The sequence below is a fragment of the Gordonia sp. GN26 genome (assembly GCF_054823965.1).
On sequence record NZ_JSYC01000116.1, the window covers coordinates 1 to 15,002 of the forward strand.

At 67.7% G+C, this 15,002-nt stretch carries 14 protein-coding genes and 1 pseudogene; 10 read left to right on the forward strand and 5 right to left on the reverse strand.

Annotation, left to right across the window (positions count from 1 at the left end; genetic code table 11):
- Positions 1–176: pseudogene (locus OK17_RS19135) on the reverse strand (HNH endonuclease); the annotation flags it as partial.
- A 143-nt stretch (positions 177–319) separates the two neighbouring features.
- Entirely contained in the window at positions 320–1,243 is a 924-nt protein-coding gene (locus OK17_RS19140) for a manganese-dependent inorganic pyrophosphatase (protein ID WP_461418402.1), read from the reverse strand.
- Between the two features lie 84 nt (positions 1,244–1,327).
- Here OK17_RS19140 and OK17_RS19145 point away from each other — a divergent pair, with 84 nt between their 5' ends.
- A complete protein-coding gene (locus tag OK17_RS19145) occupies positions 1,328–1,780 on the forward strand; it encodes a MarR family winged helix-turn-helix transcriptional regulator (RefSeq protein ID WP_461418403.1) in 453 nt (150 codons plus the stop codon).
- The gene (locus OK17_RS19150; protein ID WP_232715149.1) at positions 1,777–3,252 is read left to right on the forward strand and encodes an MFS transporter; all 1,476 of its coding nucleotides are present in this window, start codon (positions 1,777–1,779) and stop codon (positions 3,250–3,252) included. The genes OK17_RS19145 and OK17_RS19150 overlap by 4 nt, the downstream gene beginning before the upstream one ends.
- Positions 3,253–3,261: 9 nt before the next feature.
- On the opposite strand, the gene OK17_RS19155 is transcribed toward OK17_RS19150, so the two are convergent.
- On the reverse strand, positions 3,262–4,062 hold the full coding sequence (locus tag OK17_RS19155; RefSeq protein WP_232715150.1) for an alpha/beta fold hydrolase: 801 nt from the start codon (positions 4,060–4,062) through the stop codon (positions 3,262–3,264).
- Between the two features lie 145 nt (positions 4,063–4,207).
- On the opposite strand from OK17_RS19155, the gene OK17_RS19160 reads away from it, so the two are divergent.
- The 5 genes from OK17_RS19160 (at position 4,208) to hisG (ending at position 7,373) form a co-directional block, all read left to right on the forward strand.
- The gene (locus OK17_RS19160; RefSeq protein ID WP_232715151.1) at positions 4,208–4,675 is read left to right on the forward strand and encodes a CinA family protein; all 468 of its coding nucleotides are present in this window, start codon (positions 4,208–4,210) and stop codon (positions 4,673–4,675) included.
- A 4-nt stretch (positions 4,676–4,679) separates the two neighbouring features.
- Positions 4,680–5,474: an MmyB family transcriptional regulator gene (locus tag OK17_RS19165; protein ID WP_461418404.1), complete on the forward strand. Its 795-nt coding sequence runs from the start codon at positions 4,680–4,682 to the stop codon at positions 5,472–5,474.
- Positions 5,475–5,524: 50 nt separating this feature from the next.
- Entirely contained in the window at positions 5,525–6,196 is a 672-nt protein-coding gene (locus tag OK17_RS19170; protein ID WP_461418409.1) for an HAD family hydrolase, read from the forward strand.
- Entirely contained in the window at positions 6,193–6,456 is a 264-nt protein-coding gene (locus OK17_RS19175) for a phosphoribosyl-ATP diphosphatase (protein WP_006437957.1), read from the forward strand. The genes OK17_RS19170 and OK17_RS19175 overlap by 4 nt, the downstream gene beginning before the upstream one ends.
- A gap of 71 nt (positions 6,457–6,527) precedes the next feature.
- The gene (hisG, locus tag OK17_RS19180) at positions 6,528–7,373 is read left to right on the forward strand and encodes an ATP phosphoribosyltransferase (RefSeq protein ID WP_461418405.1); all 846 of its coding nucleotides are present in this window, start codon (positions 6,528–6,530) and stop codon (positions 7,371–7,373) included.
- Between the two features lie 135 nt (positions 7,374–7,508).
- On the opposite strand, the gene OK17_RS19185 is transcribed toward hisG, so the two are convergent.
- Positions 7,509–8,369, reverse strand: a complete 861-nt coding sequence (locus tag OK17_RS19185) for a thioesterase family protein (RefSeq protein WP_461418406.1) — start codon at positions 8,367–8,369, stop codon at positions 7,509–7,511.
- Between the two features lie 48 nt (positions 8,370–8,417).
- The gene (locus tag OK17_RS19190) at positions 8,418–9,299 is read right to left on the reverse strand and encodes a RecB family exonuclease (RefSeq protein WP_461418410.1); all 882 of its coding nucleotides are present in this window, start codon (positions 9,297–9,299) and stop codon (positions 8,418–8,420) included.
- Between the two features lie 163 nt (positions 9,300–9,462).
- Between OK17_RS19190 and OK17_RS19195 the strand changes: the two genes are divergently transcribed.
- From OK17_RS19195 to OK17_RS19205, 3 genes are all read left to right on the forward strand, one after another.
- Entirely contained in the window at positions 9,463–10,293 is an 831-nt protein-coding gene (locus OK17_RS19195) for a tRNA (adenine-N1)-methyltransferase (RefSeq protein WP_461418407.1), read from the forward strand.
- Positions 10,294–10,474: 181 nt separating this feature from the next.
- Complete coding sequence (arc, locus tag OK17_RS19200; RefSeq protein ID WP_461418408.1) at positions 10,475–12,262, forward strand: proteasome ATPase; 1,788 nt, start codon at positions 10,475–10,477, stop codon at positions 12,260–12,262.
- Between the two features lie 114 nt (positions 12,263–12,376).
- Positions 12,377–14,896, forward strand: coding sequence for an FHA domain-containing protein (locus OK17_RS19205; protein WP_461418412.1), 2,520 nt, complete (start codon positions 12,377–12,379; stop codon positions 14,894–14,896).
- Positions 14,897–15,002: the final 106 nt, after the last annotated feature.

Here is a 15,002-nt window from a genome sequence, read left to right on the forward strand (position 1 = left end):
CTCAGTCGCGCGATGGCACGTTCGGTCTCGACAGCGACGTCGACGAGTTCGGCATCCGAACACTGCGTCAGATCGGCGGCCTGGAGTTCGGCGGTGATCCGATGCAATTCCTGCACGAGTTCACAAGCGCGCGAAACCGGGGCGTCGGACTGCGAGATCTCGGTCAAGACGGTCACCCCCCGATGCCCTTGCGAATATATGTTCGACTGTACTCTCAATTCGGTTGCTGTGCAACGACTATCGAAACTCAGTCGATCCCTGGATTTGTCGGTGTGGTCTGGTATTGCGGCCATCCGTCCGGGCTGTCGCTCGGGTGGACTCAACCCGCCAGCTGCTCCGTCAACTGAGGCACGATCTGCTTCTTCCGCGACACGATGCCCTTGCCGAAGGCATGCCTGTCGGCGATGGTGACCCCGAGTGCGCGTTCGACAGCATCCACGGGTTCGCCGACCACCAGAAGGTCGGAGTCGCAGGCGATCACATCGGTGATCAGCAGCAGGAAGAGGCCGTAACCGGCGGTCTCCTTCTCCGTGGCCATGGCCTCGAAGAGCTCGTCGCGGCGGGCGAGGATGGCGTCGGCGTCGACGGTGGTCAGCTGCGCGACGCGCACGCTCACCGAGCCCATCGTGAAGGTCTTGGCGTCGAGTCCGATGATCGACGACGCCGGCTGGTCGCCGAGTTCTGTTCCGGCACGCAGCAATTGGTTCCCGTAGTCCTCGAGGTCGACGCCCGCGATGGTTGCGAGTTCCTCCGCGGCGATGCGGTCGGAGTCGGTGGTCGTGGGGGAGTTCAGCAGGAGGGTGTCGGAGATGATCGCCGACAGCATGATCCCGGCGGTGTCGGCGGGGATCTCGACCTCGCTCTCGGCATACATGCGCGTCAGGATCGAACACGTGCAGCCCACCGGCTCGACTCGCATGTACAGCGGCGCGGCGGTCTCGAAGTTCGCGATGCGGTGGTGGTCGATCACCTTGCGGATAGTCACGTCGGCGATGTCGGCGACACTCTGCTGGCGTTCGTTGTGGTCCACGAGCATCACGTCGTGGGGACTCGCATGCTCGATGACGCGCGGCGCCGGGAGTCCGAAGTGGTCGAGGGCGAAGGCCGTCTCGCGACCGGGCTTGCCGAGTGCGACGGCCTCGGCGTCGACGCCGAGTGCCTGTTCGAGGCGAGCCAGGCCGATCGCGGAACCGATCGCGTCCGTGTCGGGGTTGCGGTGTCCGATGACGAGGACCTTCGACATGGCTACTCAGCTTTCGCTCGGCGTTGCTGAATCCCAGCCTACGGCGAGGGCCGTCGCGAATAGTTGTAAATCTACAATCGTTGTATGGCTAGAACAGATGTCGGCGCGGACGTACGCTCGCAGACCGCCACCGAGGTGTGGTTCACCATGAACAGCCTCGTCCGCGACCAGGCCAGGGAATCCCGCACCCGCATCAGCGAGGTCATCGACATCCCTTTCAGTCGGTTCCGCGCACTCCGTCGCGTGGCGGTGCGACCGATGACGCAACGCGACCTCGCGGAGCGTATGGGAGTGGACGCCTCGGCGATGAGCGGCATCGTCAACGACCTCGTCGACCGTGGACTCGTGACGAGAGAGGCCGACGCCGACGACGGGCGATGCAAACGGGTGACCATCACCGAGACGGGACGCCGGGTGGTGGATGAGGTGACCGCGAACCCCGCCACCGCACCGGAGATATTCACCGCCCTCGACGAGGTACAGCTCGGGCAGCTCGCCGAACTGCTCGACCTTCTCCGCACGGCGGCCGAGTCGTGAACGCCGCACGCGCGGCGCTGCGCGCACGGTCGGCCGACGGCACTCTGACCCGGCGGGACCGCCTCGTGATCCTCGCCACCTGCTGCCTGAGCCTGTTCATCGTCGGTCTCGACGTCTCTGCGGTGAACGTCGCTCTGCCGTCCATCAGTTCGGACCTCGGCGCGACGCCGGCGCAACTGCAGTGGGTCCTCGACTCGTATGCGCTGGTGATCGCGAGCCTGCTGATCTTCGGCGGCTCGCTCGGAGATCGCTTCGGCCGCAAGCGGATCTTCCAGGTCGGCTTGCTGACTTTCGGTGTCGCGTCGGTGCTGTGTTCGCTCGCGCCCACACCGGAGGCGCTGATCGGCGCACGCATGCTGCAGGCCGTCGGCGGGGCGATGCTCAACCCGGTCGCGCTGTCGATCGTCACCAACGTCTTCGTGGACCCACGTGAACGCGCCCAGGCGATCGGCTTGTGGGGCACGGCGTTCGGCATGAGCCTCGCGTTCGGACCGGTGGTCGGCGGGGCGCTCGTCTCCGGCATCGGGTGGGAGGCGATCTTCTGGCTCAACGTCCCGGTCTGCCTGTTCGCCCTCGGGCTGACGATGCGTTTCGTCCCGGAGTCGAGAGCCGAGCACGCACGTCGCGCCGATCCGGTCGGGCAGGTGCTGATCCTGACCCTCCTCGCGACCCTCACCTTCGCGATCATCGAGGGGCGTCCGCAGGGTTGGACGTCGCCGGGAGTGCTGGCGTGTTTCGCCGTCTCGGCGTGCGCGCTCATCGCGATGATCACCTACGAGAGTCGCCGCGAGGAGCCCCTTCTCGACCCGCGCTTCTTCCGGAGCGCGCCGTTCTCGAGCTCGGTGGCGTGTGCCGTCATCGCCTTCGCCGCCACCGGTGGCTTCCTCTTCCTCAACACCCTGTACCTGCAGGAGGTGCGCGGGATGTCGCCGCTGAACGCCGGACTGATGACCTTGCCGATGGCGGCCGCGTCCGTGGTCTGCGCGCCCATCGCCGGTCGGCTCGTGGGCGACCGGGGAGCCCGGACGCCGATGGTGATCGGGGGAGTCGGGATGGTGGCGGGCGCCCTGTTGCTCACCGGCCTCGGCAACGACACCTCCCTCGTCTACGTCGGCGCCGCCTACCTCGTCTTCGGGCTCGGTTTCGGATTCCTCAACGCGCCCATCACGAACGGGGCGGTGTCCGGGATGCCCCGCACGCAAGCGGGTCTGGCGTCGGCGATGGCCTCGACGGGCCGTCAGGTCGGCACCGCGCTCGGGGTCGCGGTGTTCGGCGCGGTGGCCTTTGCCGGGATGGAGGGATCGGTCGCCGACGGGCTCGCCTCGGCCGCCCGCCCGGTATGGATCAGCATGGCGCTGTGCGGCGCTGCGGTCCTCGTCCTCGCGTTCGTCTCGACCGGGGCGTGGGCACGCGGAACGGCTGCTCGCACCCGTGAGCGGATCGAGGCCACGTCGGGGACCTGGATCCCGTGACCGTTCCGGTCAGCGCGTCCCGGACTCGGTGACCGCCGACTCGACCGTCGTGTGCACGTCACACCACTCCGTGATCCGCTGCGCGACGGGGTCGGGCGTGCGCACCCAACCGATGTGCGTGGTGTTCCCGCCCTCCGGGCATTGCGCGTCGTCGTAGCGCCAATGGGTGATCGACTCGGGTGCGAAGGCGGCATCGAATGCCGCTGCCGCACCGTCGGTCACGATCTCGTCGCCGTCGAGCCGGATCGCCAGGGCCGGCGTGGTGATGGACCGGTCGAGCGCGAACGGCGCCCGTCCGGTCAGGACCATCCGCGCCCACTGCCTCATCAGCGTGCGGGGCGTCGGCCCGCCGAAACCCTGTCGGGGCCAGTGACCGACGATGCCCGACACCGGGGCGACGGCCGCGCCGATCGCGCCGAGGGCCACACCGCGAGCGCCGTAGTGCCGGAACGCCGGCACCGACGCACCGATCGCGACGATGCCGTCGGGCGTGTGATCGGACGTCTGCGCCACCATCGCGACCAGTTGTGCGCCGAGGCTGTGCCCGACCACCACGACCCGCGTGCCCGGGATCTCGGCGCGAGCGGCGGCGATCGCATCGGCGAGGTCGGCGGCCTCGTCCTCGTAGGACCAGTCCGCGGTACGTGACGGCGGCGTCGAACCCTCTTCCACGCCGCGGCGTGGAACGACACGCACCTCGTGGCCGTATCCCGTCAATGCCTCTGCCAACCGTCGGTAGACACGCGCCGGCACTGCCATTGCCGGGGAGATCAGGACGGTGGTGGGCCGGTCTGTGTTGGTCTGGGTCATGAATCCAACAGTGGCCGCATTCGGGCGCGGACACTACTACCTTCCAGGTAGTGGTCTGACCAGGGAGTGGTTTGAGGCGGGCCCGTTCCGGATACCGTCCCGGATGCTGCTGTGAACCCCACACCGACCGAGAGGCAAGTGACCGATGTCCGACGTGACCGATTTCTCCGAGACCTGTGCGCGTCTGGCCGACGCGATCGTGGAGCAGGGAGTGCACGTCGCGGTGGCGGAGTCGCTGACCGGCGGCAACCTGGCGAGCGAGTTGAGCAAGGCCCCGCAGGCCGGTGACTGGTTCCGCGGTGGCGTCATCGCTTACCACGAGGACGTGAAGTTCGGTCTGCTCGAGGTGCCCGAGGGGCCGGTCGTCAGCGAGACCGCCGCACGCGCCATGGCGGCGACCACCGCTCGACTCTTCGACGCCGAGATCGTCGTCGCGGTCACCGGCGAGGCGGGACCCGAACCCGACGAGGCCGCACCGGGAACCGTCTGGTTCGGATTCGACCATCGTGGCAAGGTCTCGGCGACCCGCAAGGAGTTCGACGGCGAGCCCGAAGACGTTCTCGCCCAGACCATCGCGTACTCACTCGAACTGATCGAGAGCTGTCTACGATGACCCCATGACCGTCGAGGTGGGAACCCTGCTGCAGCAGTGGCGGTCTCGCCGGTCCATCAGCCAGCTCGATCTCGCCTACGAGGTCGGGGTCTCACCGAAGCACCTGAGCTTCGTCGAGACCGGCAAGTCACGCCCGAGTCCGGCGCTGCTGCACGCGCTGGCCGAACGACTCGACATCCCTCTGCGAGATCGCAATTCGCTCCTCCTCGCGGCCGGTCACGCACCTCGCTACAGCGAAGAGCCCCTCGACTCGGCGACCATGACCCGCGTCCGCGGGGAGGTCAAGAGACTGCTCGACGCGCACAACCCGAACATCGGGATGGCCCTCGACCGCGCGTGGAACGTCGTGCTGGCCAACGACACCGCGATGCGATTGCTGTCCCTGCTCCCGGACGAGCTCCAGACCAGACCGGTCAACCTGTTCCGGGTGTCGCTGCACCCCGACGGCTTTGCGAAGATGACGCACAACCTCGACGAGTGGGCGTCCTACCTGCTCGACCTGCTCCGGCGGATGGTGCGCATCACCGGCGACGAACGACTCGCCGAGCTCGAACGAGAGGTGTCGTCGTATCCGACCGTGTCCGGCCTGAACGGCGGACACGTGTCGGGTAGGTCGCGCGAGGTGGGTTCGCTGCTGGTGCCGTTCGAACTCGAACTCGGCGACGAGATCCTGTCCTTCTTCAGCACCTTGACCACGTTCGGTTCACCCCGCGACGTCACGCTCGAGGAATTGACCATCGAGATGTTCTACCCGGCCGATGAGCCGACGGAACGGTGGGTTGCGATGATGCAGGGGTGACCGACACCGCTGATCCCGCCTCCCGTTTGCCTGCCGCCGTCCTCTGGGACATGGACGGCACACTGCTCGACTCCGAGCCGATCTGGGACATCGCGATGGCCGATCTGGCGACCCGGCACGGGATCGTCATGACCCGCGAACTCCGCGAATCGACGCTCGGCAACTCCCTGCCCGACGCGCTCGCCAAGGTGCACGACGCGGCCGGGCTGTCGGCCGACGAGCGCGATCCCGACGCGGACGGCCGCTGGACCCTCGACCGGGTGAACGAACTGTTCGCCGAGGACCTGCCGTGGCGTCCCGGTGCCCGCGAGGCGCTCGAACTCGTCGCCGACGCCGGGATCCCGATGGTGCTGGTCACCAACACGGTCCGCGAACTGACCGAGGTCGCACTCGAGACCATCGGCCGCCACCGCTTCGCCGCCACGGTCTGCGGCGACGAGGTCGCCGTCGGCAAACCCGCCCCCGACCCGTACGTGCGCGCCGCCGAACTGCTCGGTTGCTCGACCGCGGAATGCCTGGCGGTGGAGGATTCCCCGACCGGTGCGCAGGCCGCGTCGACGGCCGGATGTCCCACCCTCGTCGTCGAATCGGCGGCACCGGTGGAGCGCGGTCCGCTGCGGGTGTTCCGGCAGTCTCTCGTCGGATTGGGACTCGACGACGTCACCGAGGCATGGACCGGCGGTCTCGCGCGTATCGCGACATGCCAAAATGAGGAATCGTGAAGACATTCGAGGAGCTGTTCGCCGAACTCAGCGACAAGGCCGAGAACCGCCCCGAGGGGTCGGGCACGGTCGCCGCGCTCGACTCGGGTGTGCACACCCTGGGCAAGAAGATCATCGAGGAAGCCGGTGAGGTGTGGCTCGCCGCCGAGCACGAGTCCGACGAATCGCTGGGCGAGGAGATCTCCCAGCTCGTCTACTGGTTGCAGGTGATGATGATCAAGCGGGGCCTGAAGCTGGAGGACGTGTACCGACATCTGTGACCGGACGACCCGGCACCACAGACCACCACCTCCTGCTCAGCTGAGCGCAACCCCACGAAAAGGACATCGAGATGCTGCGAGTGGCCGTACCCAACAAGGGTGCGCTCTCCGAATCCGCGTCGGCCATCCTCGCCGAGGCGGGCTACCGCAAACGAAGTGATTCCAAGGACCTGACGGTTCTCGACAACGGCAACGACGTCGAGTTCTTCTTCCTGCGTCCCAAGGACATCGCCATCTACGTCGGGTCGGGACGCCTCGACCTCGGCATCACCGGCCGCGACCTCGCCCGCGACTCCGGCGCACAGGTCCACGAACAGCTCGCCATGGGCTTCGGATCGTCGACCTTCCGCTACGCGGCCCCGGCCGACCAGGAGTGGACCGTCGCCGACCTCGCCGGCAAGCGGGTGGCCACGTCGTACCCGAACCTGGTGCGCGACGACCTCACCGGCCGCGGCATCACCGCCGACATCATCCGGCTCGACGGCGCGGTCGAGATCTCCATCCAGCTCGGTGTGGCCGACGCGATCGCCGACGTCGTCGGTTCCGGTCGCACGCTGCGCCAGCACGGACTGGCCGCCTTCGGTGAGTCGCTCTGCGACTCCGAGGCCGTCCTGATCTCGCGGCGCGACGCCGACCTCACCAAGGCCGAGAAGCAGTTCGTCGCCCGCGTCCAGGGCGTCGTCTTCGGTCAGCAGTACGTGATGATCGACTACGACTGCCCGAAGAATCTCCTCGACCGGGCGTCGGCGATCACCCCGGGACTCGAGTCCCCGACGGTCGCTCCGATGGCCGACCCCGACTGGGTCGCCGTCCGCGCGATGGTCCCGCGCAAGGACCACCAGAACCTGATGGACGAGCTCTCCGAGCTCGGCGCGAAGGCCATCCTGGCCACCGACATCCGGTCCTGCCGGTTCTGACGCCCCTTCGAGACGGCCCTCGCGAGCTCGGGCCTCCTCAGGGAGCAAACGAGTGGCACCCCCATCCAAGAGAATGGGAGTGCCCCTCGCTGCTCCCTGAGGAGCGAGCTTGCGAGCGTCACGAAGGGTCTGCCGTCAGCCGACGGCGTTGAGCATCACCGTCTGCGCCGACCGTCCGATGTATCCGGACGTGTCGTAGAGGTCGGCGAAGGTGCCGCCGAAGCCGTCCGGTCCGGCGATCATGTGCGCGTCGATGCCGACCCACGGTCCGCTCGGCACCCGGGTCAGGTGGACGGTCGTGTCGGTGTTCATCCAGGACCAGCGGTCCGGGCGCAGCCGGGTGCCCAGTCCGTTCGCGACGTCGATGACGGTGAAGATCGACTCCAGGTCGGAGGTCTTCTCGCCCTCGACGAGCGGGATGGCCGGCCGGAGCCAGACTCCCGGGGTGATGCCGTTGCGACCTTCGGTACGCGCCGACTCGACGGTGCCGATGAATCCGACCGTGCCCCAGTCCACCGCCTCGCCGCTCTCGTCGGGGAACCCGATGATCGTGTCGAGTTCGTCGGGCAGCGGGGACAGGGGAGCGGGACCGTTGGCGATCTCGCCGGTGTCCGCGCCGCGGATGCGCCAGCCCACGGAACGGGCAGCGGTCCGGAACGTCCCGTCGGCCTGCTGCACATCGAGTTCGGTCTCGACCAGACTGATCTGGCGGCCGGGGCGGGTCACCCGAGCGTGAATCCGGTTGACGCCCAACCCGATCGGGCCGAGGATCTCGGTGGTCACGCGGGTGAAGTGCTGGGCGGGATCCGGAGCGCACCGCAGGAGTGAGCGCATCATCAGCGCCGACGGCGGGCCGCCGTGCTGCATGGTCGGCGACCACACGCTCAGGGTGGCGTCGGTCGGCTGGAAGTACTCATATCGCGCCGACGGGTCGCCGGCCGTGCTGGTGCCGTCCGACGCCGGGGCGTTGACGGGTACGTAGTACGAATTCTCCACGAGTCCAGCCTATGTGTATCTACATAATCGAGCGTCTCGGGGTGTGGGTCAGGCCGCGAAACCGGGCGGCGGACCCGGATAGGGCGGGATCTCACCGCCGAATTCGGGGCACCGCGACTGGTGTTCGCAGAAGCGGCACATACGCGACTTGCGCGGCCGGAAGTCGCCGGAGGCGACGGCGGTTCGGATGGCCTGCCAGATCGCGCGCAGCGTCCGCTCGAACCGGAGCAGCTCGTCGTGGTCGGGGTTGTAGATCAGCTGCTGGCCGTCGGACAGGTACATCAGCTGCAGCCGAGCCGGCACGACGCCGCGCGTCCGCAGGATCGCCAGCGCGTAGAACTTCATCTGGAACAGCGCCTTGGCCTCGTAGGCCTCGCCGGGGGAGCGTCCGGTCTTGTAGTCGACGACGCGGATCTCACCGGTCGGCGCGACGTCGATGCGGTCGATGAAGCCGCGCATCAACATGTCGTCGGCCTCGATCTCGACGTGCTCCTCCACCGCGTCGGCGTCGAAGGCGGTGGGGTTCTCCATCGTGTAGTAGGTCGCGATGAGTTTGTGTGCGCCGGCGATGAACGCCGCCTGGCCGCCCTCGCCGATCACCCGCGCGAGCTGCGGGTCCTCCTCGCACAACGCCGCCCAGGCGCCCTCGACGAGAAGTTCCGCGGAATCCTGCGTGCGGAGTTCGGCAGGCATGTCGAAGAGGTTCTCCAGCGCCGCGTGGACGACGGTGCCGCGCGTCTGTGCGGCGGTCGGCGTCTCCGGGAAGCGGTCGATCGCGCGGAACCGGTACAGCAGCGGGCACTGTTTGAAGTCCGCCGCCCGCGACGGCGACAGAGCCAGGGGGCGTCCGACGATCCCGCGCGCAGCCTCTGACGGCGGCGGTCCCGGCGCGGGGGCTGCGCTGGTGGAGGGGGCGTCGGTGCCGGTCATCGTGCTCACATCTCGCAGGGTAGGCCGCGGCCCCGACACTCTGCCGGTCCGACACCCACCTGCGGTCGGGTATCGTCCTCACGGCCCACCGGACTCCCGACCACCACAGTTCTCCGTACGTCGCGGAGCGTCGGAGCCGTCCACTTCACGAGAGGAAGCACCAGTGCCCACCACCGGACCGTTCGCCGTAGGCGACCGGGTTCAACTGACCGATGCCAAGGGCCGAAAGTTCACGGTGCTCCTCGAAGAGGGCAAGCAGTTCCACACCCACCGCGGGGCCATCGCGCACGACGACCTGATCGGCTCCCCCGAGGGCAGCGTCGTCTCGGCCACCAGCGGGACCCAGTACCTTGCCCTGCGGCCGCTGCTCGTCGACTACGTGCTGTCGATGCCGCGCGGGGCACAGGTCATCTACCCCAAGGACGCCGCACAGATCGTCCTCGAGGGCGACATCTTCCCGGGCGCCCGCGTCCTGGAGGCCGGCGCCGGTTCCGGCGCCTTGACCTGTTCGCTGCTGCGTGCCGTCGGCGCGGACGGCGAGGTGAACTCGTTCGAGATCCGCGAGGACCACGCCGAGCACGCGATTCGCAACGTCGAGACCTTCTTCGGTGGCCGACCGGACAACTGGAAGATCGTCGTCGACGACCTCGCGAACGTCGATCAGAACGAGCGCTTCGACCGCGTCATCCTCGACATGCTCGCACCCTGGGAGCCCCTCGACGTCGTGCGCACCGTGTTGAAACCAGGCGGAGTCCTGACCATTTATGTGGCGACCGTCACCCAGCTCTCACGCGTCATCGAGGCGCTGCGCGAGCAGGAGTGCTGGACCGAGCCCCGCGCCTGGGAGACCCTGCTGCGCGAGTGGTCGGCGGTCGGCCTGGCCGTTCGTCCCGAGCACAAAATGCAAGGCCACACCGCGTTTCTCATCACCGCCCGCCGACTCGCCGACGGCACCACCACGTTGCGTCCGCAGCGTCGGCCCACGAAGGGGTGAGTTCGGCCGGTCGCACAGGCCGCAAGATCGCGATTCCGTTGCGAAGGCGCACATTTAACACACCGTCAACACCGCCATTTGGCGGGTGAAGGGCGATTCTGCGTCCGTGCCGGTAGCGTAGGGATACGGCGCGAGCATTCCGATCGAGGGATCGGGTGATTGCCGGGGAGAGGAGTCAGCAATGACCGAATCTGACCGCCATGACGCCACCGGGGACCGCGCGGTCCCCGAGAGCGCGAGTGCACCCGAAGAGGGCTTCACCCCTGCCTACACCCCGCCTCTTGCGCGGAGTGGTTCCGAACGCCCGTCGTTCGGACGTCAGGCAGACACCGAAAGCCTCCAGGAACGCGTCGACAGCCTCACGGCACGCAACGCGAAGCTGCTCGACACCCTCAAGGAGGCGCGTCAGCAACTCGTCGCCCTGCGCGAGGAGGTCGACCGTCTCGGTCAGCCGCCTAGCGGATACGGGGTCCTGCTCGACGTGTACCCCGACGCGACCGTCGACGTGTTCACCTCCGGCCGCAAGATGCGGCTTACCTGTTCGCCGAACATCGACACCGAAACCCTCACCAAGGGTCAGACGCTGCGTCTGAACGAGGCCCTGACCATCGTCGAGGCCTGCGAGTTCGACACGGTCGGCGAGATCAGCACGCTGCGCGAGGTTCTCGGGGACGGCAGGCGGGCGCTGGTCGTCGGTCACGCCGACGAGGAGCGCGTCGTGTGGCTGGCCGAGCCGCTGCTGGGCGAGGTCGACGCGGAGGACGGCAAGCGCCGCAAGCTGCGTCCGGGCGACTCGTTGCTCATCGACACCAAAGCCGGATTCGCCTTCGAGCGGGTGCCCAAGGCCGAGGTCGAGGACCTCGTCCTCGAAGAGGTGCCCGATGTCGGGTACGAGGACATCGGTGGTCTGGGTCGGCAGATCGAGCAGATCCGCGATGCCGTCGAGCTGCCGTTCCTGCACAAGGACCTGTTCCGCGACTACCAGCTGCGGCCGCCGAAGGGCGTGCTGCTCTACGGTCCGCCCGGTTGTGGCAAGACGCTCATCGCCAAGGCCGTCGCCAACTCGCTGGCGAAGAAGATCGCGCTGGCCCGTGGCGACGACGCCAAGGAGGCGAAGTCCTACTTCCTGAACATCAAGGGCCCCGAGCTGCTGAACAAGTTCGTCGGTGAGACCGAGCGTCACATCCGGCTGATCTTCCAGCGTGCCCGGGAGAAGGCGTCCGAGGGCACCCCGGTCATCGTGTTCTTCGACGAGATGGACTCGATCTTCCGCACCCGCGGTTCCGGTGTCTCCTCCGACGTCGAGACCACGGTCGTCCCGCAGCTGCTCAGCGAGATCGACGGTGTCGAAGGCCTCGAGAACGTCATCGTGATCGGTGCGTCGAACCGCGAGGACATGATCGACCCCGCGATCCTGCGTCCTGGCCGCCTCGACGTGAAGATCAAGATCGAGCGTCCCGACGCCGAGTCGGCGATCGACATCTTCTCGAAGTACCTCACCGAGGAACTGCCGATCCACGCCGACGACATCGGCGAGTTCGGCGGCGATCGCACGGCCTGCATCAAGGCGATGATCGAGAAGGTCGTCGAGCGGATGTACGCCGAGAGCGAGGACAACCGGTTCCTCGAGGTCACCTACGCCAACGGCGACAAGGAGATCATGTACTTCAAGGACTTCAACTCGGGCGCGATGATCCAGAACGTCGTCGACCGTGCGAAGAAGTACGCGATCAAGTCGCAGCTCGACTCCGGTGCCCCGGGTCTGCGTGTGCAGCACCTCTTCGATTCGATCCTCGACGAGTTCGCGGAGAACGAAGATCTGCCCAACACCACCAACCCGGACGACTGGGCTCGCATCTCGGGCAAGAAGGGCGAGCGGATCGTCTACATCCGCACGCTGGTCACCGGCAAGTCCTCCGGGGCGAGCCGCGCCATCGACACCGAGACGAACACCGGTCAGTACCTGTAACACGCGCCTCACCCAGCAGACGACCGACTCCCCACGGGGTCGGTCGTCTGCTGTACAGAACGGCATGAAAACCGTCGTCAAGCACTAAAGTTGGCGGCGATGAACAGTACATCGATGGCTCGCGGTCGGGTGATCGTCGACGGTGGGGCGCCTCATCCGCTGGGCGAATCCCCGCGCATCACCCTGGGTCGGGAACCCGACAACGACATCGTGATCAATCATCCGATGGTGTCGCGTCGGCATCTCGCCATCGAGTGGCGCGGCACCGCCTGGTATCTCGTCGACATCGGCAGCACCAACGGCTTTTTCGCCGGCGGCCGACGCATGGCCGAGATGGTGATCGCCGGCCCGACACAGGTCCGGCTCGGCGACGTGAGCACCGGCCCGATCGTCGACCTGGTCATCGATCCATCCGCCTACCCGCCGCCGCCCAGCGGCCGGATGCCGTCCTCACCGGCCCGGCCGGGCCCGTTCCCGCCGGGCCCCCGGTCGGCGGGGTTCGCCGGCGCCGGCCATCCCGGACCGAACATGCCGCCGTCGGGCCGCATCCCGTCACGAGCCCCGGGTGGTCCCTCTCGCCCCGGTGCGCCGGAACCCATGCCCGCCGAGCTACGCAACGCCCCACATCTGCAGGCGCTCAAACAGAACGTCTCCGCCGTCTATCGGCTCCCGGGGGCGCCGACTCCGCCCGAGCGCGAATCGATCTCGCTGCGCGGCGTGCAGCGCATCGGCCGCACACCGGACAACGACATCGTCGTCAGCGACGTCCTCGCGTCCCGCCACCATGCGCAGGTGTCGAGCCGCGGCGGCGTCCTGGTCATCGACGACCTCGGCAGCGTCAACGGCACCTTCGTCAACGGCCGGCGCGTGACCAACGCACCGCTGTCCGACGGAGACGTGGTCACGATCGGCAACAGCGACTTCGTGGTGTCCGGCGGCACCCTCATGCGCGGCCAGGAGAGTGCGGCGGTCGCCGATGGCCTCCACGTGCACGGGGTCAGCCTCGTCGTCGACGGCGGCAAGCGCCTCCTCGCCGACGTCGACTTCAGCGCAAGTCCCGGCACACTCACCGCGGTGATCGGCCCGTCCGGCGCAGGCAAGTCGACCGTGTCGAAGATCGCCGCGGGCCTCAACTCGCCGACGAGCGGTCTGGTCACCTTCGAGAGTCGCAACGTCCACGCCGAATACGACGCACTCCGCACCCGTATCGGCATGGTCCCGCAGAAGGACGTCCTTCACCACAAACTGACGCTGCGGCAGGCCCTGCGGTACGCAGCCGAGTTGCGACTCCCACCCGACCTGTCGAAGGAGGACCGCGACCGGGTCATCGACGGCGTCCTCAGCGAGCTGCAGCTGACCGAACACGTCGACACCCGCGTCGAGAAGCTCTCCGGTGGCCAGCAGAAGCGTGCATCGGTGGCGATGGAGCTGCTCACCGGTCCGTCGCTGCTGATCCTCGACGAGCCGACATCGGGTCTCGACCCGGCACTCGACCGTCAGGTCATGGCGACCCTGCGTCGCCTCGCCGACGCCGGCCGCGTCGTCCTCGTGGTCACCCATTCGCTGACGTACCTGTCGATGTGCGATCAGGTGCTGCTGCTCGCTCCGGGCGGCAAGACGTCGTTCTGCGGCGCGCCCGCGCAGGTCGAGCAGGAGATGGGGACCTCCGACTGGGCGGAGATCTTCGCCTACGTCGCCGACCAGCCCGACGCCGCGCACACGCGCTACCTCGAACGGCATCGACGCACACCCAATCCGCCTCCGCCGCAACGGCCCCCGGGCCCGCCGATACCGGTGCCGCACACCAGCTTCACCAGACAGGCGTCGACGATCGCCCGACGCCAGGTGCGGCTCGTCTTCGCCGACATCGGCTATCTGGTGTTCCTGGTCTTGCTGCCGGTGGTCCTCGGACTGCTGACGCTGGTCATCCCGGGGTCGAGCGGTTTCGCCCGGCTCGAGGTGATCCCGAATGCGCCGCCACCCAAGGACGGTGCGGAGGCGATCCAGATTCTCGTCGTCCTCGTCGTGGGTGCGGCGTTCATGGGTGCGGCCCTGACGGTCCGCGATCTCGTCGGTGAGCGCGACATCTTCGAGCGGGAGAGAGCCGTCGGATTGCGCCCCGGTGCTTACCTGTTCGCGAAGATCGTGGTCTTCTTCATCGCCGCCATCCTGCAGACCATCATCATGGTCGGCATCGCCTTCGCCGGTCGCGGCCTGCCCGACTTCGGCGGCCCGGTCCTGCCGCCACCGCTGGCCCTGCTGTTCGCCGTCGCCGTGCTCGCGTGTGTGAGCACCCTTGTCGGACTCGCGATCTCGTCGGCGGTGAAGTCCAACGAACAGGTGATGCCGCCGCTGGTCATCGTCGTGATGGTGCAGCTCGTCTTCTGTGGCGGCCTGTTCAAGCTCGACGGTGCCGGCCTGCAGCAGCTGTCGTGGATCTTCCCGTCGTTCTGGGGCTACGTCACCGCCGCCGGCAGCGTCGACCTGTACAACATCAACGTCGCCGCACCACAGCGGATCACGTTGTGGGAGACATCGATCGCTCACAGCGCCATCGCCTACGCCGTGCTCGCGTTCATCAGCATGCTGCTGCTGGCGTTCACCTACTCACGACTGCGGCTGAAGAAGCGCTGACACACGAGCCTCTCGTTGTCTGGGTGCGCCGCCGCCCCTCTGGCTGCCTGAGGTGTCGGCTTTCACGCTGCCCGGTTCGAGTCTCCTCTCGCTGCCTGGTTCGAGT